This is a genomic window from Chryseobacterium jejuense, assembly GCF_017877355.1.
GTDB classification, from domain to species: domain Bacteria; phylum Bacteroidota; class Bacteroidia; order Flavobacteriales; family Weeksellaceae; genus Chryseobacterium; species Chryseobacterium jejuense_A.
This window is the reverse complement of the sequence record NZ_JAGIPR010000001.1, coordinates 602,663-623,415: the sequence shown is the minus strand read 5'-3', so window position 1 is coordinate 623,415 and position 20,753 is coordinate 602,663. Positions and strand designations below refer to the sequence as shown.

Annotated in this window: 19 protein-coding genes; 2 read left to right on the top strand and 17 right to left on the bottom strand. The window is 34.0% G+C overall.

The genetic code is table 11. The annotated features are described in order from the left end of the window. Window positions 1-35 precede the first annotated feature (35 nt). Entirely contained in the window at window positions 36-551 is a 516-nt protein-coding gene (locus J2772_RS02855; protein ID WP_209913097.1) for a DUF4920 domain-containing protein, read from the top strand. A 192-nt stretch (window positions 552-743) separates the two neighbouring features. Here J2772_RS02855 and J2772_RS02850 read toward each other — a convergent pair whose 3' ends face one another. Next, entirely contained in the window at window positions 744-1,853 is a 1,110-nt protein-coding gene (locus J2772_RS02850; RefSeq protein WP_209913095.1) for a M14 family zinc carboxypeptidase, read from the bottom strand. Between the two features lie 971 nt (window positions 1,854-2,824). Between J2772_RS02850 and J2772_RS02845 the strand changes: the two genes are divergently transcribed. Then, a complete protein-coding gene (locus tag J2772_RS02845) occupies window positions 2,825-3,361 on the top strand; it encodes a helix-turn-helix transcriptional regulator (RefSeq protein ID WP_209913093.1) in 537 nt (178 codons plus the stop codon). 1,119 nt (window positions 3,362-4,480) lie between these two features. Here J2772_RS02845 and J2772_RS02840 read toward each other — a convergent pair. The 16 genes from J2772_RS02840 to J2772_RS02765 all read right to left on the bottom strand — a co-directional run bounded on the left by J2772_RS02840 (window position 4,481) and on the right by J2772_RS02765 (window position 20,665). Then, complete coding sequence (locus J2772_RS02840; RefSeq protein WP_209913091.1) at window positions 4,481-5,650, bottom strand: proline dehydrogenase family protein; 1,170 nt, start codon at window positions 5,648-5,650, stop codon at window positions 4,481-4,483. Window positions 5,651-5,714: 64 nt separating this feature from the next. After that, window positions 5,715-6,644 (bottom strand): UbiA family prenyltransferase, encoded by a 930-nt coding sequence (locus J2772_RS02835; RefSeq protein WP_209913090.1) that lies wholly within the window; start codon window positions 6,642-6,644, stop codon window positions 5,715-5,717. 11 nt (window positions 6,645-6,655) lie between these two features. Then, window positions 6,656-7,582 carry a mevalonate kinase gene (locus J2772_RS02830; protein WP_209913088.1) on the bottom strand — a complete coding sequence of 309 codons (927 nt, stop codon included), beginning with the start codon at window positions 7,580-7,582 and terminating at the stop codon, window positions 6,656-6,658. Window positions 7,583-7,844: 262 nt separating this feature from the next. Then, on the bottom strand, window positions 7,845-9,335 hold the full coding sequence (locus tag J2772_RS02825) for an MFS transporter (protein WP_209913086.1): 1,491 nt from the start codon (window positions 9,333-9,335) through the stop codon (window positions 7,845-7,847). 109 nt (window positions 9,336-9,444) lie between these two features. Further along, the gene (locus J2772_RS02820; protein WP_209913084.1) at window positions 9,445-10,623 is read right to left on the bottom strand and encodes an acetyl-CoA C-acyltransferase; all 1,179 of its coding nucleotides are present in this window, start codon (window positions 10,621-10,623) and stop codon (window positions 9,445-9,447) included. Window positions 10,624-10,680: 57 nt separating this feature from the next. Continuing rightward, on the bottom strand, window positions 10,681-11,091 hold the full coding sequence (locus tag J2772_RS02815; protein WP_209913082.1) for a hypothetical protein: 411 nt from the start codon (window positions 11,089-11,091) through the stop codon (window positions 10,681-10,683). Window position 11,092: 1 nt separating this feature from the next. Beyond that, window positions 11,093-11,497 carry a hypothetical protein gene (locus J2772_RS02810; RefSeq protein WP_209913081.1) on the bottom strand — a complete coding sequence of 135 codons (405 nt, stop codon included), beginning with the start codon at window positions 11,495-11,497 and terminating at the stop codon, window positions 11,093-11,095. Window positions 11,498-11,796: 299 nt separating this feature from the next. Continuing rightward, the gene (locus J2772_RS02805; protein WP_209913079.1) at window positions 11,797-13,179 is read right to left on the bottom strand and encodes a nucleoside permease; all 1,383 of its coding nucleotides are present in this window, start codon (window positions 13,177-13,179) and stop codon (window positions 11,797-11,799) included. A gap of 21 nt (window positions 13,180-13,200) precedes the next feature. Beyond that, window positions 13,201-13,800, bottom strand: coding sequence for a bifunctional nuclease family protein (locus tag J2772_RS02800; RefSeq protein WP_209913077.1), 600 nt, complete (start codon window positions 13,798-13,800; stop codon window positions 13,201-13,203). A gap of 180 nt (window positions 13,801-13,980) precedes the next feature. Further along, window positions 13,981-14,928, bottom strand: coding sequence for an electron transfer flavoprotein subunit alpha/FixB family protein (locus tag J2772_RS02795; protein WP_209913075.1), 948 nt, complete (start codon window positions 14,926-14,928; stop codon window positions 13,981-13,983). A 41-nt stretch (window positions 14,929-14,969) separates the two neighbouring features. Then, window positions 14,970-15,716 carry an electron transfer flavoprotein subunit beta/FixA family protein gene (locus tag J2772_RS02790; protein WP_209913073.1) on the bottom strand — a complete coding sequence of 249 codons (747 nt, stop codon included), beginning with the start codon at window positions 15,714-15,716 and terminating at the stop codon, window positions 14,970-14,972. 149 nt (window positions 15,717-15,865) lie between these two features. After that, window positions 15,866-16,573: an SDR family oxidoreductase gene (locus tag J2772_RS02785; RefSeq protein ID WP_209913070.1), complete on the bottom strand. Its 708-nt coding sequence runs from the start codon at window positions 16,571-16,573 to the stop codon at window positions 15,866-15,868. Window positions 16,574-16,652: 79 nt separating this feature from the next. Further along, window positions 16,653-17,570: a T9SS type A sorting domain-containing protein gene (locus J2772_RS02780; RefSeq protein WP_209913068.1), complete on the bottom strand. Its 918-nt coding sequence runs from the start codon at window positions 17,568-17,570 to the stop codon at window positions 16,653-16,655. A 184-nt stretch (window positions 17,571-17,754) separates the two neighbouring features. Continuing rightward, window positions 17,755-18,576 (bottom strand): T9SS-dependent choice-of-anchor J family protein, encoded by an 822-nt coding sequence (locus J2772_RS02775; RefSeq protein ID WP_209913066.1) that lies wholly within the window; start codon window positions 18,574-18,576, stop codon window positions 17,755-17,757. Window positions 18,577-18,845: 269 nt separating this feature from the next. After that, the gene (locus tag J2772_RS02770) at window positions 18,846-20,225 is read right to left on the bottom strand and encodes a dipeptidase (protein WP_209913064.1); all 1,380 of its coding nucleotides are present in this window, start codon (window positions 20,223-20,225) and stop codon (window positions 18,846-18,848) included. Window positions 20,226-20,395: 170 nt separating this feature from the next. Next, complete coding sequence (locus tag J2772_RS02765) at window positions 20,396-20,665, bottom strand: hypothetical protein (RefSeq protein ID WP_209913062.1); 270 nt, start codon at window positions 20,663-20,665, stop codon at window positions 20,396-20,398. Between the last annotated feature and the right edge of the window lie 88 nt (window positions 20,666-20,753).

Genomic DNA, 20,753 nt, shown 5'->3' with positions numbered 1-20,753 from the left:
AATATTAATTAGTATTTTTGAAAAAAATATTAAACATGAAATTTAAAGCTATTCTATTTGCAGCGGCTGTAAGTGCTTCTACGCTGGCGTTTGCCCAAGAGACATCACAAAAGAAATTTTCACCACCAGCAGGAAATGCTTTGTTAGGTGATACTTATGGAGCAGGCGTTGCAACGACTATGGAGTCTAAAGCAATTACAGTAGACAAGCTGGGCAAGAGGCTTAAAAAAGAAAATAAAAAACTGGAAAATGTAGCTATCAAAGGAAAGGTGACTGATGTTTGTGAGAAAAAAGGATGCTGGCTGACTATTCAGACTGATGATAACTCACAGTTTTTTGTAAAAATGAAAGACTATGCCTTCTTTGTTCCTACCGCTTTAAAAGGTAAGAATGTAGTTCTGGAAGGAAATGCTGAAAGAAAAGTAATTTCTGTGGATGAGCAGAAACATTATGCTGAAGATGCTAAAAAACCTCAATCTGAAATTGATGCCATTGTACAACCTAAGGAAGAAATCAGATTTCTGGCAAGCGGAATTAAGGTAGTAAACTAAGCTTTTTCCCAATTGAATAAAATATCGGAATTTCTCATGGATATTGCAGATTATGCAAATTTCAAAAAATAAGAAATATATAAATTCATATGTAACATTTTTGAAAGAATTTAGCTCCTATTTTTTATTTGATTTTTATTCTTAGAAATATATAAAAAATAATTTCGGCAACCCGTTGGGTTGCCGAAATTATTAATCTTCTATTGTAAAATCCACTACTGAATCCAGCTTCGGATATTTATGGGCAGAAATAAATTTCTTTCCTGTACAATCTACTTCCAGCCAGCCTTTTCTTTTTTTCACATCTCCTGCTTCCATCACATAAGGGACAAAAGAAATTTCATCTTTTCCATCCTCTTTCATTTCTCTATACTGAACGGCAATATCTAAAATACATTCATGATCCGTATTCAGTCTTACATTTCTATAGATAATATCATAATGGGTTTCTTTGTTTTCCGGAATGTCCAGATACGTTTCCCATCCTGTAATATTGGAGTTCAATTCACTGATTGCTTTCAGTGCATAATATAAAGCTATCGTATAATATTTTCTGGTTCCTTTTCTCGTATAATCATCTACAAAGTGACCGCCTTCAAATAAGATGGTAGGCATTCCTGCCTTGATAAAATTATCACCCGTAGAAGTTGGGTAAAATTCATCAGAATATCTCCCGATCTGGTTAGGGATCATTTCCTTTAAATGGTTATAAACACTCCCAATGACAGCCATACATTTTTTTCTGTTTTCTGTAACAGTACGTTCTACATTTTCAGAAGGGGCTAAAAAGGAAAGAGTAGCCGGATGAATACCATCTGTTGTAAAAATGGTTCTCTGTTCGTGAAGATTCAATGCATAATCATATTTCTTTGAAGCGGCTGCCTTTTTAAGAAACTTAATCTCCTTGCTAGCCTCATTATGGAAATCCCTGTTAAGATCAATATCTACGGCATTTAATCTTGTCCATCTTTCAGATCCGTCAGGGTTAAGCATAAAGATAAAGTCCAGTCTGATTTTACTGAATAAATCTTCTTTCATTTCCGGAGCTTTATCAAGGCTTATCAAAAGATCAAGTATGGCGTGTGTAGCATTGGATTCATTTCCGTGCATTTGTGACCAAGCCAATACCTGAATGTTTCCGGTTCCGATGCTTAATTGATAAATAGGCTTCTCTAAATAGGATGTTCCGATCTCCTGAATGTAATCGCTGAGATTAGCTTGTAGATAAGAAAATAATTTTTCAGGGGAAATATAGCGATTTGAGAAATCGGGGGTCGGAGAATAAATAAGTTCAAAGTTCATTGCTGGAAAATAATTTACTGGAATCAAATTTAGCCATTTTAAGGCAGACAATAAACATTAACATTTGTAAATAGCAGAAAAAAAGAAAAAATTGACAGAATTTTTGTAAACAAAATGCAATTTACAAATGTTAAAATAAGAATTTTACTCGTTGTTAATGGATTAACATGAGTAACATTGTTAAACAGTTGCTATTGACAAAATGTCTGTTGATAAAATTGTGGATTGCGAATAATTTAATACTATACATTTAATTAATTACTATTCAGTTAGTTACAAAATTCATTTAAATACTATTTGTAAGAATACTTGAAGTGAATAAATACCTGTTTTAGCCCAAATGAGCATATATTTTTTAAACAAATAAATTGTGGAAAACTTGGTTGTTTATATGCTTATACAAATGTAAAGCAAAGAAAAACTTCAAGAAATGGCAGATATTGAATTCTAATTGATATTTCAAAGAGCTTTAAAACTTAACTGAAAATTAATCTTATTCAACAGAAGATATATAGTCGTAAATAATGTAAAAATTACTGGAAATTGAATATTTACAAGAGTAATTTACTTATGTATATTGATTATAATCATCATTATAAGCCGATATATCCTATATTTTAGAGATTTAATGGTCTATTTTGAAATATATCTAGAGATTAATATTGTAAATAACTAAAGATGAAAAATAACTCATCTAAAATGGTTTTTTAACAGTCAAAATTTACATTTATAATCTATTTTTAAAGGCCATTTACCATAAATATTAACCCATTATTGAATTCTACTATTGAATCAATTTAATATATATAATCATAAAGTACATTTGTAATTTATATATAAATACTTATATAATAACACATTATAATCATGTTACATTTGTATATTGATAAAAGTTTCAATTATTTACATTTGTATTTTGCTTTTGTAAATTTAATGAGTTACATTTGTAAAATAATTAAAGGCTTATTTTTATGAGTTTAAACGAAAGAATTTCAAAAGTTATAGAGTACTCCCGACTTACCCCATCTGAATTTGCAGATGAGATTGATGTACAGCGTTCCTCCATTTCGCATATTACATCCGGAAGAAATAAACCGTCACTGGAGTTTATCATAAAAATAAAATCCCGATTCCCCGAACTTCTTTGGGATTGGCTGGTTACCGGTGAAGGTGAAATGCTAAAGTCAGAATTACCGGAAACAAAAATTCAGGAAGAACAGCCTGAAGAGGATCAGATAAGAACGACACCTCTACCCGATCTTTTTACCATGATAAACGAAGATGATGAATTCGGAGTGGATGAAACAGAGAAAGAGCTTCCTCTGGCGTCTTCTGGAGAATCGGTTATACCATCCCAGGATAAAGCCTCAGAAAAAATATCGGATTCTCAGCGATTAGAAACTTCACCTGAAGAAATATTAAGTCAAGTTACTGGAAATCAGACTAATAAAATAAAACGCATTGTTTTGTTCTATGAAAATGGAAAATTCGAAAGTTTTGAACCTTAGCTTTAGCACTCATGATCTATAGCTGAAAAATTCTTCTGAAAATATATTCAAAAGTAAAAAACAAAATTTCTATTGGTGATTTTAATTTACCGCAAAACTTATTGATCGTAAAATTGAATACTACATCATTATTTTTTCTTAGCGGGCACATATCCCAATAGCTTATTCAACTGTAAAGTCTCCCCTTTTCCTTGCTGAAATAAAGGATCAGAATTATTTTTTTAACATCTTCTCACACTGATTTCGCAAATTATGCAGATCCAAAATCCGTGTAAATCTCCTGAATTTTTGAGAAAATATTGACCTAATTTCTATGAAAAATCGTAGCTGAGAATTTTTTTAACGCAAAGATTTTATAAATAATTACGCATATTTTAAGGATGCTAAGGTGGAATCAATTTCATTGATTCTTTCTAAGCGGCTGCATAGCCATACAGCTTATTTAAGCATAAAGTCTATACTTTTCCTTACTGAAATAAAGTGTTAAAATTATTTTCTTTATATTTTCTCACGCTGATTTCACAAATTATGCAGGTACAAAATCTGAGAAAATCTTCTGGAGTTGTGAGAGAATAATAAATTATTCGCCCTATGAAACTGCAAATGAGAATCTTTTTGAAACAAAAATTTTATAGTATAATGACATATTTTTAAAGACGCTGAAATAAAATTAAATCATTATTCATCTTTAAGCAGAAATCTATAATCAATAAAAAACCTGACCAAGGAAAGTGGCCAGGCTAAAAAATATTTGAAGAAGAAAACTAAAGCTATTTGCTTTATTTATTTTTAAAATTTAGGTGAATTCTGAGGATATAGTCTCTTCCAGAGCAAGAGAATTCTGTCACATTAAAGTAGAACCGTGGCAGATGATTTTTTTTCATGCATTAGTTTTTTATAGTCTTATCAAATATAGAAATTAAAAATTAAATCAGCAATGGAAATTAAATTATTTTAAAAAATAATTAATATTAAACAAAAATTAATCTTTAATTATTAATGATTAAAAAAAAATTAAAAATTGAAAAATTTACAATAAATATGATGTTTTTATTAAAATAACTCAAATAAAAAGACCCGCAGAATATGCGGGTCTTTCCTTTAATTATATAACAATTATTATTGTTTTTTTCTTCTTTCCAGTTCTTTTTTGATAAGTCCAAGTTCTCTTCCGGTCTGTCCGGCTACAGAAGTGTTTTCCTGGGCTCTTCTTGTAAGATATGGCACAACATCCTTTACGGGTCCATACGGAAGATATTTGGCCACATTATAACCTTTATCAGACAGATAGAAGGAAATATTATCACTCATCCCGTAAAGCTGTCCAAAATAAACGTGTGGATTACCATTTTCCAAAGATTTGGCTTTCATTTTATCCATAATCAATTCGGAAGAAATTTCGTTGTGAGTTCCAAAGAATGCAGATACTTTATCCAAATGGTTCATCACAAAGTCAATTCCGGCATTATAGTTCTTATCTGAAGCTTCTTTAGTAGGCTGAATTGGATCTGCGTATCCTTTTTCAGCTGCTCTTGCTCTTTCCTTCTCCATATAAGCTCCACGAACAATCTTATAACCGATAAAATAGTTCTTTTCTCTTGCTCTCTTAAGATTTGCTTCCATATATTCCAGCCTTCCCGTTCTGTACATCTGAATGGTGTTCCAAACGATAGGTTTCTCCTGGTTATATTTCTCCATCATTTCTTCACAAAGCTGGTCTGCAGAATCCTGCATCCAGGTTTCTTCTGCATCCACCATTACTTTTTTGTCATTTTCATAGCAAAGAGCACATACTTCATCAAATCTTCTTACTACTCTCTCCCATTCTTCCTTCTGGCTGGTCGTAAGCTCTGCCCCCTTTCCAACTGCTTCATACAAATCTATTCTTCCAAATGCTGTAGGTTTGAATACGATAAAAGGAATCGCCGGATTCCCTACGGAAAACCTCACAATATCTTTAATCTCTTTACATACTGCATCAAACGTTTGTTCATCTTCTTTCCCCTCAATGGAATAATCAAAAATACTTCCAACTCCTCTTTTGAAAAGCTGTTTTACAACCTTCATACTTTCCTCACGGGTTTCTCCACCGCAGAACTGCTCAAACAAAGTGCTTTTTACAATTCCGGTAACGAATGGAAAGTTGTTATGTACTGTAAAATTAAGAACGGATGTTCCAAGGCTGGTAAGAGCAGGCTGTTCAATCATTTTAAACATCCAGTAAGCCTTTCTCAACTGCGCATCTGTCTTATCTGCAAATGCAACTTTAGTATCATTAAAAATGGGCATTCCTATTTATTAAATTTAGTTATGCAAAGGTAATAATAACCTTAGTTTATTTAAAGAATTTTTATTATAATTTATGTTCAATTCCGTTTAAAAGCATAGCTATAATTCCTACAAAAACCCACAGCCGTAATATACTAAGGGTGAGAAAGTTACTTTTTCTGGTGGAATTTAAAAAGAGATAGATACAAATAATCATTACAAATAGAGTTCCTGCAAAATAGTAAGCCATAAATCCAGTGACTCCGGTTTTGGTAATAATTTTCATAGAAACACCCATTGTTATCAGGAATAAAGATATAAGTATGATCTTTGTGTTTCTACTTTTAAAATAATTGGGAATAGTGATATACCCAAAAGCCTTATCTACACTTCTGGTAAGGGTGTCTTTTACAATATCAATACATAAAAGGATTAGAAAAAGAAAAACAGCCATCAGAAAAACCTTCTTGGAAAAAGTTTCGTAGTACACCATCATTCCAAAGAAAGGATACAGAGTAAGACTTACAAAAGTGAGGTTATTCAGTATTAATATTCTGCTTAATTTATGACTGTACAGCCACATAAAAAACTGATACACCACAAAAAAGATGAAAACATTATGGGAAATTATCCAGGCTACTCCTAATGAAATGGCGGTTAATCCCAGATAAGCATATAAAAAATACTTCTGTTTGATGAAGCTTTGGATCCTGGTTCTAAAAGGTTTTACAATATGGTCTTTCTCCAGATCATAAAACTGATTGATAATTCCACCTGCCAAAATTGTAAGAACGGTACAGAAAATAATCCCGTGTACTTTAAAATCAAAGACAAAGTTTCTGAAAGATTCTTCCTGATTAAAAAGAAAAAAAGTGGATACATATAGGGCAAATGTCAAGAGAGCAGCCACAAAAAAACGCGCTCCGAGTAAAAAGCCCACGAATTGTGAAAATCTGTAATATAGAGATTTTGAGATATATTTTTCAGATTGGAAAGTTTCTTTTTCAGAATTCATTTCCAACCTGTTTAAAATCTATAAATCACTTCTTTTTGGAAACCCTCAAGCATTTTTTCTGCTTTTTCGTAGTCTTGGGTAAAACCTAAAATATAGCCTCCACCACCGCTTCCGCAGAGTTTTAAGTAATAAGCGTTGGAATCCAGACCTTTTTTCCAGATCTTAAAAATACTTTCAGGGATCATTGGACGAAAATGTTCATACGCCCAGTGAGAAAGTTTTTTAAGGTTTCTGAAGAAAGGATTCATATCTTTTTTAAGGAAAGTTTCTATACAAGCATTATTGTAACGGATAAATTCTTCTTTCAGCGTTTTACGGAAACCTTCTGTCTTCATTTTTTCAAAGAAGATCTGAATCATAGGTCCTGTTTCTCCTGTAATTCCGGAATCAATAAGGAAAATAGCTCCTTTTCCTTCCTGTCCTTCAGGAATAGATACTCTGTCTAAATTTTCTTTATTTTCGATAAGTATGGGCAGGTTCATGTAGCAGATCAATGGATCCATTCCTGAACTTTTTCCATGGAAATAGCTTTCCATTTCACCGAAAACGGCCTTTAATTTTTTAAGATTTTCCTTAGAGATATTCTCCGGATTCAGTTTACTGATTGAATATTTTTCAAAAATAGCAGCAACCAAAGCTCCAGAGCTTCCTACTCCATATCCCTGTGGAATATTGGAATCGAAGAAAAGTCCGTTTGAAATATCTTTTTTGAAGCTTTCAATATCCAATGTAAAATCATCAGAAAGATCAAGCGTTGTAAGATATTTTGAATATTTCTGCAGATGCCTGTTAGAATTAAGCTCAAATTCTGAAGCCAGATCTGAAAATTTTAAAGCTCCTTTATAGAAGCTGTAAGGTACTACAAGCCCCTGGGAATCTTCAATCATTCCATATTCTCCAAACAGGATTATTTTTGCATAAAATAAAGGGTTGGTCATATTGACAATAAATCTTTTTTGCAAAGTTAAAAATTATTCCAATGAATATAAGCAAAACTCAGGCCGAATTGTCTTCTATTTTACTTTCTTCAGTTCTTCTATTAAAATTACGAAAAAAAAATGATAATTAAACATAATTTAAAAGATAAAATCCATTGCTTATCAACCAGGGGTTATTTTAATGCAAAATTTCTTTTTAAGTGTATAATCTATTCTTTTTTTATCCATAAAAAAAGACGTTAAAAATAACGCCTTTTTGTTTTTATAATGTCTCTCTGTCTTGTCTCATTTTTACCTTCAGGAATCGGATTAATATCAATCCTGCGCCGAAGAACAATGTCATGGACAAAGCTGCAATTCGCATATTATTAAAATGCTCAATTAATGTAGCAAAAATGAAAGTACCAATAATGATCGCGATTTTTTCCAATACATCATAGAAACTGAAATAAGTGGTGTTTTCCATAGAGTTTTCCGGAAGCAACTTAGAGTAAGTAGATCTGGACATCGCCTGAAGACCTCCCATTACCAATCCTACTACTGCTGCCACTCCATAGAACTGATATTCTACTGTTGGATTTTCCTTGTTCAGGAAATATGCCCAAATACAAGCAATAATCCATAAGAAAATAGCGATTGAAATTACGTTTCTGTTTCCTATTCTTTTTGATAGCCTTGAGAAAATCACCGCTCCGATAATAGCTTCAATCTGGATTACTAAAAGCGTTCCAATCAGTTTATCCTGAGCTAAATTGATCTCACTTTTTCCAAATAAGGTAGCCATAAGGAAAATCGTCTGCATCCCTACACTGTAAAAGAAAAAGCTGGATAAGAAGAACTTCAGGTTTCTATCCTTGAAAAGTTCTCCTCCTACTTTATACAGTTCATGAAAACTTTCTTTGGCAATATCCTTGTAAAAGCTCATATTATCTTTTAACACCTCGAAGAATCCTCCTTGCTCTTCATGTTTTTTGAAGATGTTTTTATATCCTAATAATACAAGATCTTTAGGAAGTTTATCTTTTACATCTCCAAATTGAGGAAGGTGTTTAAAAGTGTATTGAGAAAATCCAAACCACCATGCTCCAGTCAACAGGAAGCTGATTCTTGTAAATAAAAGCTGCTGTGCTGCTCCTTTGGCAAAAACCTGAATCAGAACTAAGCACAATACCACTAATACCACAGAGCCAAGATATCCATAGACATATCCTTTTGCAGAAAGTGCATCCTGCCTGTCTGGCGTCGCAATATCCGGAAGGAAGGAATTATAAAACACCAAACTTCCCCAGAATCCGACACTTGCTGTAATACTAAATAAGAGCCCCAGAAAAACATTATGCATTCCTGTGAACATCGCTAATCCCATACAGGATGTTGCTCCCAGGTAACAGAAAAACTGCAGAAATGATTTCTTATTTCCGATAGTATCTGCCAACGAAGATAAAAACGGAGACAATAATACTACGATAAAGAATGAGATGGTTAATGAATATCCATACACGGCATCCGGCTGATATTCGTTTCCGAAGATTTTGATCGAATGCCTCACCGGGACATCAATCCATTTTTTTGTTTCCGTCACAAATTCTTTTTTCTCATACGCAGTAGTAAGAATAGAGTAATAAATGGGGAAAATGGTGGAAGTAATAACCAGGGAATACACAGAGTTTGCCCAGTCATATACAGCCCAAGCTTTCATAATCTTCGGATTATTTTTTATGTTGTTGGGTTGTCGATTCTCAGTTTCAGACATTTCAAATAAATATTAAATGTAGCACAAAAATAGAAAAACCATTAAGAAATGGATAAGTTTTTAAAAAAATTATCCATTTCTTAATGGTAATGTATTCTAAAACAGAATATTATATATTTTCAATAACGATTGCAGAAGCACCTCCACCTCCGTTGCAGATAGCTGCAGCACCGTATTTGGCGTTATTTTGTTTCAATACGTTGATTAATGTAACGATGATTCTTGAACCTGAACTTCCCAGTGGGTGTCCTAATGCTACCGCTCCACCGTTTACGTTTACTTTAGATGCGTCTAATCCTAAGATCTTATTGTTTGCTAATCCTACTACTGAGAAAGCTTCATTAAATTCGAAGAAATCGATATCCGATACTTCTAATCCTGCTTTTTTAAGAGCGATAGGTAAAGCTTTAGCTGGAGCAGTGGTAAAGTTCTCAGGTTCCTGTGCTGCATCAGCATAAGAAACAATCTTTGCTAATGGTTTTAATCCTAGTTCTTCCATTTTCTCTTTAGAAACAAGGATTAATGCAGATGCTCCATCATTTAATGTAGATGCGTTAGCTGCTGTTACTGTGCCATCTTCTTTTTTAAAAACCGTTGGAAGGGTTGTAATTCTGTCGAAGTTTACTGCTTTGTACTCTTCATCTTCGGCGAAAATTACAGGCTCTCCTTTTCTCTGTGGAATAGAAACCGGTACAATTTCGTTGTTGAATTTTCCTTCGCTCCAAGCTTTTGCAGATCTTTTATAAGATTCTACAGCGAAGTTATCCTGATCTTCTCTTGTAATGTTATAATCAACAGCGCATTTCTCTGCACATACTCCCATGTGTACTTTGTTGTATACGTCTGTAAGACCGTCAAGCACCATACCATCAAGCATTTTGATATCTCCCAGCTTTGTAGCTACTCTTGCATTATAATAGTGAGGAACTAAAGACATATTTTCCATACCTCCAGCAACAATTACTTCTGCATCACCAGCTTTAATTGCCTGTGCAGCCATTGTTACAGCCTTCATTCCTGAAGCACACACTTTATTTACGGTAGTGGAAGGGGTATTGATAGAAAGCCCTGCTCCTAACGCTACCTGACGAGCCGGCGCCTGACCTTCTCCTGCCTGTAGCACATTCCCCATATAAATCTCCTGTACATTGGCAGGATCTAAACCAATTTTATCTAATGCTCCTTTTACAGCAGTAGCTCCCAATTTAGTAGCCGGAACTGTTGACAAACTTCCCATAAAACTCCCCATAGGTGTTCTTACTGCGGAAACAATGAATACTTCTTTCATGTATATAATTTTTATTTTAACTAAAACGAAGCCTGAGCTTCATCTTTATAATTCAATTTATTTTACTTTTACGTATACAACATCAAATTGAGAATCTTCAACTTTTGTATTAACTTTCAACAGATTATCCTGGGTTGCTATCACTTTATTATTGAAAACATCTCCAATCTTTATGGGATCATTCTTATCTGACTTCTCCATAACGATTGACTTGTAATTGCAATCATCAATAAAAACCAAAGTAGATTTTATGTAATCTTTCCCATTATTAAAATATTCAGTTTGAACATTATCCTTAATGGTCATATGCCAGATAGATTCAGGATAATTAGCGCGTAGAAATTTCCCTTCTTTTATATTGGCACATTTTACCGGATTATCAGGTTTTTTCTGCTCTGTTTTCTGAGATTTGGCCTGTGTGGCCATCAACAATAATAGCCCAGCTAAAGATACTTTTAAAAGGTTCATATTATATTTGATTTCGTTGATTTACTTTTTTATTATTTCCTGCAAAAACCATCAGAAAGGCTCCTAAAAATTCTACTATCCAGCCCCACTTCAGTTTCACAATTCCTGCAAAAGCTTCTCTCCATGTTTTAAAAGGCAAAAAACTGAAGTAATCTAAAGACTGTAATTTAACAGCCACTAAAGTGAATGCAAATAAAAGAATAAGCAGGATGCCAAAAAATCTTACGATTTTTGCACTGTTATTGACAATTCCAAAGACTGCACATGCAGCAAGAATCCAGCATGCAATAGCCAAATAATGGTCTAGTTTCCAATAATTCCAGTTTCCAATGATAGGTACATGTACCAAAGGCAGAAAACTCCCTACAACCACTAATAACAATCCTAATAATTGAATATTTTTCATATTTACTAAAGTGCCAAAATACGAAAAAAAACACAGTTCCAAATCATCTGTTATCAAACAAATATTTTTACTCCCTAACAGTCATTAGCCACAATAAAATGCTTTTAATTTTAAATATTTATCAATAATATATCCATTACATTAATATATTTAAAATTCAATATCATCATAATAACAATTTTCTAATCACATTTTATACTTATCAACAGTTTAACTTAACATATGATATGATTTAAAATAAAAAAAATTGCACTTCCTTACCGAAAGTGCAATTTTATATTGTATTGTTATTAATTGAATTAATGTTTAACTGAAGAAACATCTTCAGGATTATGCTTATGTTTAAACAAAACAGCAAAAAATATAGCTAAAACCAATGAATAGATAGCAAACGACAGCCAAATTTGCTGCCAGTCTTTTACCATAACAACAGAAGAGAGTGTCCCGTCTGAGTTTACGACTGCGCTAAAGCTATTCTTTAAAATTCCCAGGAATGTAGGGTTATCCGATGTTGTTTCCAGATATGTTGACAGTTCTGTAGCGGTAGTAAATTTATGGGTAAAGAATTTATCAATAGCCCAACCTGCGATATAGCTGCCGAAAACGGCTCCGAAACCATTGGTCATCATCATAAATAATCCCTGAGCAGAAGAACGGATATTTTTATCTGTTGTAGTTTCTACGAAAAGGGAACCTGAAATATTAAAGAAATCGAAGGCCATTCCGTATACGATACACGAAAGGATAATTAATGATAAACCGAAACCGTCTGGCACTCCATAAGCGAAGAAACCAAATCTTAATACCCATGCCAGCATAGACATTAACATTACTTTCTTTATACCGAATTTCTTCAGGAAGAAAGGAATTGCCAGGATAAATAAGGTTTCAGAAACCTGAGAAATCGACATGATGATTGTAGATCTCTGTACTACAAATGAATCAGCATATTTCGGGAAATGAGCAAACTCACTTAAAAATACATCTCCATAAGCATTTGTCAACTGAAGCGCCGCCCCCAAAAGCATTGAAAATAAGAAGAACAAAGCCATTTTATAGTTTCCAAAAAGCTTAAATGCATTTAATCCTAATTGCTCGGATAGTGGAGAGCTTTTATCGATTAGTTTCTGTGGTGGACATTTTGGTAAGGTAAGAGCATAGATCCCTAAGAATATTGCTACTGCTCCACCAATATAAAATTGTCCTTCTGTTGCTTTATTTCCACTAAGGTTAGTGATCCACATGGCTACAATAAAGCCGATGGTACCCCATACACGGATTGGAGGGAAGTCTTTCACCACATCCATGTTGTTATTCTTTAAAATAGTGTAGGAAATTGAATTGGCTAAAGCAATAGTAGGCATATAAAAACACATTGCAACAAGCATCACCGAAAAGAAAGAATTAGGATCTGCAGAGTGTGGCAAAACGAAAAGAATAGCCCCGTAAAGAATGTGTAATACTGAAAAAATACGTTCGGCATTTACCCAACGGTCAGCAATAATTCCAGTAATGGTTGGCATAAAGATAGAAGCAATTCCCATGGTTCCGAAAACAGCACCAAACTGTGTTCCTTCCCAATGTTTAGTACCAAACCAGAAGTTTGCCATCGTAATCAGCCATGCTCCCCACACAAAAAACTGGAGAAAACTGAGGATGGTCAGTCGTAATTTTAAATTCATTTTTATATAAAGTATCTCTTTTTAGTCAATTTTCTTTTTCCTCCTCTTGATTTCTTCCTGAATTTCAAGGGCGGTATCATAATCTTCTTCTTTAACGGCATCATCCAGTAATTTCTGAAGTTCCTCCATAGAAAGGGATTTTAAGTTGTCTTCAGACTGCACTGTTTCTGAAAAGGTCTGCTCTTCTTTTGATACATCTTCCAGTTCCAATAAGATTCCGGCTTCATTCAGAACCTGCTGTGTGGTAAAGATAGGTGCATCGAATCTTACAGCCATAGCAACGGCATCAGAAGTTCTTGCATCAAGGATCAGTTCTTCTTCAGTGACTTTATTTTTAAAGTTGATATTTGAGAAGAACACCCCATCTACAATCTGATAAATGATTACAGAAACCAACTCATAATTGGTCGAAACAATAAATTTTGAGAATAAGTCGTGGGTAAGTGGGCGCGGTGGATGGATATCTTTTTCCAGTCCAAGAGAGATAGATTGAGCTTCGAAATTTCCTATAACAACAGGTAATTTTATGTGTGTTTCCTCATGCTCCAGTAACAATGCGTACGCCCCCGATTGGGTTTGACTGTACGATATTCCGCGAATAATTAGCTGCTTATAATCCATAGCTACAAATATAGATTAATTTTTTATTGTGATTTCACTTTTTTACACAAAAATAAAAGCCCGGAAAGCCGAGCTTTTATTGTATTGTATATGATTATCAATGGCTAATCATGAATTTTCTTTGCAAGTAAATTATTAAGAATTGAAAAGCAAAGTAAATTGACAATTCACCATTACATTTTATCCTTTGATTGCTTTAATTTTCTCTGTTAAAGCAGGAATAATCTGGAAAGCATCTCCTACTACTCCATAATCAGCAGACTTGAAGAAAGGTGCTTCAGCGTCGTTATTGATTACTACGATAGTTTTGGAAGAGTTCACCCCAGCTAAATGTTGAATAGCTCCTGAAATCCCTATTGCAATATAAAGGTTTGGTGAAATTGCTTTACCTGTTTGTCCTACGTGTTCTGTGTGGGGTCTCCAACCAATGTCAGAAACAGGCTTAGAACATGCTGTAGCTGCTCCTAAAACATTAGCTAATTCTTCAACCATTCCCCAGTTTTCAGGACCTTTCATTCCTCTACCTGCAGAAACAACTACTTCAGCTTCTTTAAGATCTAATTTCCCAGAGCTTTGTTCATGAGAAATTACTTTAGTATCATCATTAGCTACAGATAAGTTTTTCACTTCTTCTGAACCTGATACAGCGTTTTCTTTAACACCAAAAGCATTTTGAGAAACTGTAACGATTACTCCGTTTCCTTCTGCTTTTGCATGCATAAATCCTTTTCCTGAGAATGCTCTTCTCTTCACTTGGAAAGGTGAAAGGCTTTCTGGAGCCTCTAATGCATTAGTAATTAAAGAATAATTCTTCATGATCGCTAACATAGGAGCTACCGAAGAAGCATCTGTAGTGTGAGGGAAAACGATGATATTTCCGTTAGCAACTTCATTTACAGCTTGTGCAAATGCTTTTGCTGAAAAATTTTTAAGACCTTCGTCTTTGATATTGATAACATTTGATGCTCCATATTTGTATAATAAATCTGAAGAATCAGTAGGGTTTACAGAGATCGCTGTAACAGTATCTCCTGCTTTATCTGCAACAGCTTTAGCGTAAGAAACTGCTTCAAAAGCTGCTTTTTTGTAAACTCCATTTATATTTTCTGCGTATACGAATACTGCCATTTTCTTAAATTTAAAGATTAAAAATTAAAGGATTACAAGAATTAGATCACTTTAGCTTCTTCGTGAAGCAATCTTACCAATTCATCCAAATTGTCCGGAGAAACCATTTTCACAGCTGCTCTTGGAGGAACACTGTCATAAGATACTCCCAGAACTTTAACTTCTGAAGAAGCAGGCTCTACTACCTGTAAAGGTTTTGTTCTTGCAGACATAATTCCTCTCATGTTTGGAATGATAAGGTCTTTCTCGTCTACTAATCCTTTCTGACCTGCAATAATTGCTGGCAATTTAACAGAAATAGTTTCTTTTCCACCTTCGATTTCTCTTATTGCAGTAGCTTCATTTCCGTTTACATCTAATCCTACAGATGCGTTTACGAAAGGCTGGTTCAATAACTGAGCTACCATTCCCGGTACAGAACCACCGTTATAATCGATAGATTCTTTACCACAAAGGATCAAATCATATCCTCCGTTTTGAGCTACAGCAGCAATTTCTTTTGCTGTAGAATAACTATCCTTTGGATCAAGGTTTACTCTTACTGCATCATTAGCACCAATTGCCAACGCTTTTCTGATTACAGGTTCTGTACCAGCATCTCCTACGTTGATTACTGTTACAGTTGCTCCCTGAGATTCCTGAAGTTTAACCGCTTTTGTCAACGCAAATTCATCTAGCGGATTGATGACCCACTGAATTCCGTTTTTGTCGAAAGCAGATTTATCTGCTGTAAAGTTAATTTTGGAAGTAGTATCCGGAACACTACTAATACAAACTAATATTTTCATGTGTACTATTTTATTTTTTCTCTTTCAGGCATAAAATCATGACACTTTATGCAGAGATTTTGTTTGAATTAATTTTTGCTAATATAAATAAAAAATATATTATGCATGCATAATACTTATTAAATTATTATTCAATACATTAAATGTACTTATTTAGCTGGTTTTGTTGCTCTAAACTCTATTTTACTAGGCAAAACCCTCGGATTCATCTTTACAATATCCAATATCAGATTCCCCATATCTTCAGGCTGGATCTTCCAACTGTCTTTTTCTGAAGGTACATTTCCGTTAAAATAAGTGGCTACTGATCCCGGCATAATTACGGTAGATTTGATATTGTACTTTCTTAAATCAATCATAGCTGCCTGTGTAAATCCTACAACTCCGAATTTTGAAGCGTTGTACCCTGTCCCGTTTTCAAAGAAATTAGCCCCTGCCAGACTTGAAATGGTAATATAATAGCCCTCTGTCTTTTTAAGCTCTTCTATGGAAGCTTTTAAGGTGTAAAAAACACCGGTGAGATTGGTTTCTATCATTTCATTCCATTCTTCAGCAGTGAGTTCATCTACAGGCTTGAATATCCCTAAACCAGCATTGGCAATCACATAATCCAGTCTTCCGAATTTTTCAATAATATATTTTACCGCTTCTGCTTCACTCTCCAAACTTCTTACATCAGAAACAATTCCCAGAACGTTATCAGAATACTGCTTAAGATCTTCTTCAGATTTCAAGACATCTTCCTTCTTTCTTCCTGAAAATGCTACTGAAATTCCATTTTCAAGCAAAATTTTCGCAATCCCGAAACCTATTCCTTTGGTTCCTCCTGTTATATATGCTGTTTTATTTTCTGACATTCTCTTCAAAATTTATTTCTCTAAAATAACAAAAACGCTCCAATTGGAGCATTTTACTGATACTAAGATTTATCAGGTCTTATTTTTTGATGAATTTTTCGGTAGCTTTCCCTTCACGGGTTTCAATACTGATGATATAACTTCCCGGATTGAGGTTTTTAATATTAACTTGGTTTCCATCTAAATCAGCAGATATTTTTCTTCCGCTGATATCGTAGATTTCAATTTTGTTTATTTTTTCTTTAGATTGAATATGAAGAACGTCAATTGCCGGATTGGGATATACAATGAATGCTTTATCATTTGACTTTGTTTCTTTTACAGACAGTATCAGTTCATCATTAATCTTAATATTATCAAAATAAGCTGTACTTAACCCATTATTGTGAACAAACCGAAGTTGATCCATAGCAAGAGGGCTTGAAATGGATTCGGTATAAATTAAAGTATCATTAAGATAATATCTGGTCTCCATTGCTGTGCCTACTACTTTAAATCTATACCATATATTGGGAGACCAGGCTCCGGGTGTAGAAACCATATTCTGTACATTTGGATCCTTATTTAACACTTTTATTGTCCCTGTTTTGTCAAAGTCCACCCTTACAACAGTCTTCTCATTAATATTATCTACTCCCTGAAACCCGAACACAGATCCGTTAAGCTGGGACATGTTAATATCAAATGAAACGGAAAAATTGGTGCTGGTAAGTGGGGTTATCAGATTATAAAAGCCACCAATAATAGGCTCCGACTGAACACCATACATGGATTCCCTAACAATTTTCAGAGCACTACTTCCATCGGTAGCAACATCTGTACTGATGGTCTGATGGGTAATATTTTCGGGATTTCCTCCTGTAGGAGTACTGATCCACGCTCCTTGTCCGTGAATATTTCCGGCCATAAACCCTTCGTTATCTTCAAAGGAAATTGCTTGCTGCGCAAAGGAAAACACTGCCAATAAGGAGCAAACAATTGAGTAGATTTTTTTCATTAGATTTCAAGTTTGGAATAAAAATATGAACTTTCCTTGAATGATGAAATAACTATCTACAAATAAAAAATAAAGCTTTTATTATCAATCAATTTATTTTTAAATGCTTAAAAAACGGTACTATTTAACACTATTATTCCATAAAAAAAGTGCTTCGTTCGAAGCACTTTTTGGAGGGCAATTTCTATTTTTTAATTATTTTACGAAAGTATGTTTTACTTACGGTAGTAATTTTCATCAGATAGGTTCCTGGGGGCAGTTGCTGCACATTAATTTTATTATCTGTTAATTCTTCCTGAACTTTCCTTCCTGCCAAATCAAAAACTTCTGCCTTTACAATTTTGGATTTTGATTTTAAAGATACATAATCATAGGATGGATTAGGATAAACTTCTAATTCTTGAGTTAATTCTACCTCTAAAGTTCCAAGCTGAGGCTGCTGAGTCAATTGGATGGTATCCAAAAGAAGTATTCCAATATCTCCTGTAGAATTAAATTGTCTGAAATAAATCTTAACATTCTGCCCTGCATACGCAGATAAATCAACAGTTTTAGAATGTGCAACATCCTCAACTGTTATATCTTCCTCCAGAATAGGTGTTTCTGAGCCAGTAAATGTTTCTCCTTCCGGTAAAGCATATACTGCATAATGCTGCTGCGAAGGATATATCCCAGCTCCTGTATATGTTCCTATCAAAAACGTTAAAGAAAAAGAATTTCCAATTGGCAGATTGACTGCAGAAGAAACCAACAACTGATCAGAAGATGTGTCTAAAACCAACATTCCAGCTGTTTTCCCAAAAAAACCAATAGCATCTACATTCGGATCTTCATTCGTAACCCTCCAAGTTATAGAAGTTCCACTTCTATTAACAGTCTCCCAGCCCGCAGGCAGTGTTCCAACTACTGAAGAATCGAAATTTTCTTCCAGAATTACAGTTTGGGCGTTAAACTTGAAAACTATACTCACTAATACAAATACAGTAAAAAATAATGATTTTTTCATAGAGTGTTTATTAAAGATTATTATTAAAATAAAACAAAGGAAAATGATTCAAATAAAACACTGAATCATTACACTTTACATTCAAAATTATTTCTCTAAATGGAGAAAACAAAGTTTTAGCGATAAAAAATAATAATCATCCTTAAAAACAATAAAATACAATCTCAATCAAGATTATTTTTCATTACTTCTCATTATTTCCAAAAAAAACGATGCGTTTCTGTAAAGAAACACATCGTTTATAAGATTCTATGATATAAAATCAATATTTATTTTGAATAATTTTCAAAAAACAATGGAATACTTTCAATTCCTTTGTAGAAATTAAATAATCCATAGTGCTCGTTTGGAGAGTGAATTGCATCAGAATCCAATCCAAAGCCCATCAATACTGACTTAGCTCCTAAAACTTTCTCAAACATTGATGTAATAGGAATACTTCCACCACTTCTGTAAGGTAATACTTCTTTCCCAAATGCTGTTTCCATAGCCTTTTTAGCCGCTAAGAATTCTTTGGTATCGCTTTGTAATACGTAAGGCATTCCTCCGTGGTGAGGTGTTACTTTTACTTTTACGGTATCCGGAGCAATTTTTTCGAAATATTTCGTGAATTTCTCTGTAATTTCTTCAGGAGTCTGATAAGGAACCAAACGCATTGAAATTTTAGCGAAAGCCTTGGAAGGAATTACTGTTTTAGCTCCTTCTCCAGTGTATCCACCCCAAATACCATTACAATCTAAAGTAGGACGGATAGAAGCTCTTTCTAAGGTTGTATATCCTTTTTCTCCTTCAATATTACTCAATCCGATTGACTTTTTGAATTCTTCAGGGTTATCCTTCAGTTTATTCATTTCTGTTCTGTCTGCATCAGATACAATTTCAACATTATCATAGAAACCATCAATAGTGATATACCCGTTTTCATCAATTAGGTTAGCAATCATTCTAGACAATACGTGAATCGGATTTGGAACTGCGCCACCATAAAGTCCTGAGTGCAAGTCTCTGTTTGGTCCTTCCACTTCTACTTCTACATAGCTTAATCCTCTTAATCCTGTTGTAACAGTCGGTTGTTCGTTGCTATAAATGTGTGTATCTGAAATCAAAATACAATCGCAAGATAGTTTTTCTTTGTTTTCATTCACAAAGTCTCCTAAGCTTACAGATCCTACTTCTTCTTCTCCTTCCAGAATAAATTTAACGTTGCAAGGAAGCGTATTTGTTCTCATCATTGCTTCAAACGCTTTCAGGTGCATAAAGAACTGTCCTTTATCATCTGCTGATCCTCTTGCGAAGATAGCTCCATCTGGGTGAAGTTCAGTTTTCTCGATATAAGGCTCGAAAGGAGGTTTTTTCCATAGCTCCAATGGATCTGCCGGTTGCACGTCATAGTGTCCGTAAACTAATACCGTTGGAAGGTTTGTATCTATAATTTTTTCTCCGAAAACGATAGGGTAACCTTTAGTTTCACATATTTCAACATTGTCAGCTCCTGCATTCTTAAGGTATTCTGCACATACATCCGCACACTTCAATACATCATCTTTATATGCCGGATCTGCAGAAATAGAAGGGATTCTCAATAACTCAAATAATTCATCCACGAAACGCTGCTTGTTTTCGTTGATGTAATTTAATGTCTCTTGCATTGTAAAATTTTATTTTGTTAAAATTAAAAAAAATGCACCGCTGGACCAAGTAAAAACACAGGATTTTCTAAAGAAAAAGATTATTTCCTGATGATTGCCCCATTAGTCATTTTCAAAAATAAAAAATGCCCTGTACAAAACAGAGCATTTTTATATTGTATACTAATTAATTAGTGTCCAGCTTTTGGAGCCTCTTCTTTTGTTTCAGCAGGCTTTGCAGCAGCAGTACTATCTGTTTTAGGAGCTTCAGGTTTTGCAGCCTCTTCCTTGTGTTCAGCAGCAGCCTCATGTTTAGCATGAGCTTCACCACCCTGAGCATCGTCAGAATATCTTTCTACTCCTTCTTCAAGTTTCAAAGTACCTTTATTTCCACCCTGCGGTACTTTTTTACAGCTTACAGCTACCGTCGCAATCGCTAAACATATAACTAATTTTTTCATATGTAAAATTTATTTTTTAAATGTCATATGGAACCGCACTATTTTAGTCTATTTTATTAAGCTAAACAGCGAGCGATTTCATGCTCTA

Coding starts and splice junctions, on each gene's coding strand:
- J2772_RS02855 (WP_209913097.1), top strand. CDS start 36: ATGAAATTTAAAGCTATTCTATTTGCAGCGGCTGTAAGTGCTTCTACG.
- J2772_RS02850 (WP_209913095.1), bottom strand. CDS start 1,853: ATGAACTTTGAACTTATTTATTCTCCGACCCCCGATTTCTCAAATCGC.
- J2772_RS02845 (WP_209913093.1), top strand. CDS start 2,825: ATGAGTTTAAACGAAAGAATTTCAAAAGTTATAGAGTACTCCCGACTT.
- J2772_RS02840 (WP_209913091.1), bottom strand. CDS start 5,650: ATGCCCATTTTTAATGATACTAAAGTTGCATTTGCAGATAAGACAGAT.
- J2772_RS02835 (WP_209913090.1), bottom strand. CDS start 6,644: ATGAATTCTGAAAAAGAAACTTTCCAATCTGAAAAATATATCTCAAAA.
- J2772_RS02830 (WP_209913088.1), bottom strand. CDS start 7,582: ATGACCAACCCTTTATTTTATGCAAAAATAATCCTGTTTGGAGAATAT.
- J2772_RS02825 (WP_209913086.1), bottom strand. CDS start 9,335: ATGTCTGAAACTGAGAATCGACAACCCAACAACATAAAAAATAATCCG.
- J2772_RS02820 (WP_209913084.1), bottom strand. CDS start 10,623: ATGAAAGAAGTATTCATTGTTTCCGCAGTAAGAACACCTATGGGGAGT.
- J2772_RS02815 (WP_209913082.1), bottom strand. CDS start 11,091: ATGAACCTTTTAAAAGTATCTTTAGCTGGGCTATTATTGTTGATGGCC.
- J2772_RS02810 (WP_209913081.1), bottom strand. CDS start 11,497: ATGAAAAATATTCAATTATTAGGATTGTTATTAGTGGTTGTAGGGAGT.
- J2772_RS02805 (WP_209913079.1), bottom strand. CDS start 13,179: ATGAATTTAAAATTACGACTGACCATCCTCAGTTTTCTCCAGTTTTTT.
- J2772_RS02800 (WP_209913077.1), bottom strand. CDS start 13,800: ATGGATTATAAGCAGCTAATTATTCGCGGAATATCGTACAGTCAAACC.
- J2772_RS02795 (WP_209913075.1), bottom strand. CDS start 14,928: ATGGCAGTATTCGTATACGCAGAAAATATAAATGGAGTTTACAAAAAA.
- J2772_RS02790 (WP_209913073.1), bottom strand. CDS start 15,716: ATGAAAATATTAGTTTGTATTAGTAGTGTTCCGGATACTACTTCCAAA.
- J2772_RS02785 (WP_209913070.1), bottom strand. CDS start 16,573: ATGTCAGAAAATAAAACAGCATATATAACAGGAGGAACCAAAGGAATA.
- J2772_RS02780 (WP_209913068.1), bottom strand. CDS start 17,570: ATGAAAAAAATCTACTCAATTGTTTGCTCCTTATTGGCAGTGTTTTCC.
- J2772_RS02775 (WP_209913066.1), bottom strand. CDS start 18,576: ATGAAAAAATCATTATTTTTTACTGTATTTGTATTAGTGAGTATAGTT.
- J2772_RS02770 (WP_209913064.1), bottom strand. CDS start 20,225: ATGCAAGAGACATTAAATTACATCAACGAAAACAAGCAGCGTTTCGTG.
- J2772_RS02765 (WP_209913062.1), bottom strand. CDS start 20,665: ATGAAAAAATTAGTTATATGTTTAGCGATTGCGACGGTAGCTGTAAGC.